The following is a 305-nucleotide window of genomic DNA, read 5'->3' as shown; positions in this document are numbered from 1 at the left end:
AGCCGGTCGTTCTCGTACACGACGGCCGCCGCTTCCGGCGTGCGCTCCGCCTGTTCCTCGAACAGCCGGTGGAACGCGGCCGCAGGAGCCGCTTCCGGCTGCGCCGGGTTAAACGCGCCAAGAATTTGCTCTTTTTCCGACGGTGTCAAAATGCCCAGCTCGGCAATCGTCGCCGACGGGTTGCGGAGAATGGATTCAAGCAGCTGCAAGTAGTGAGCGGCCAATTTCTCCACTGTTTCGGTTTTATAAAGAGCAGTGGCGTATTCAAACAGATATTCCAAGCCTTCCTCGATCTCTGTGACGTC

1 protein-coding gene is annotated in these 305 nt (G+C 58.0%); it reads right to left on the bottom strand.

Translation table 11 applies throughout. The features are described 5' to 3' along the window. Positions 1 to 305: condensation domain-containing protein (locus HFE01_RS26630; protein ID WP_167442923.1), on the bottom strand; the 305-nt coding region annotated here is incomplete at both ends.

The organism is Paenibacillus sp. EKM10P (genome assembly GCF_011800655.1).
Taxonomy (GTDB): Bacteria; Bacillota; Bacilli; order Paenibacillales; family Paenibacillaceae; genus Paenibacillus; species Paenibacillus polymyxa.
Note: the sequence above shows the minus strand (reverse complement) of the source record. Positions and strands in the feature narration are given on the sequence as shown.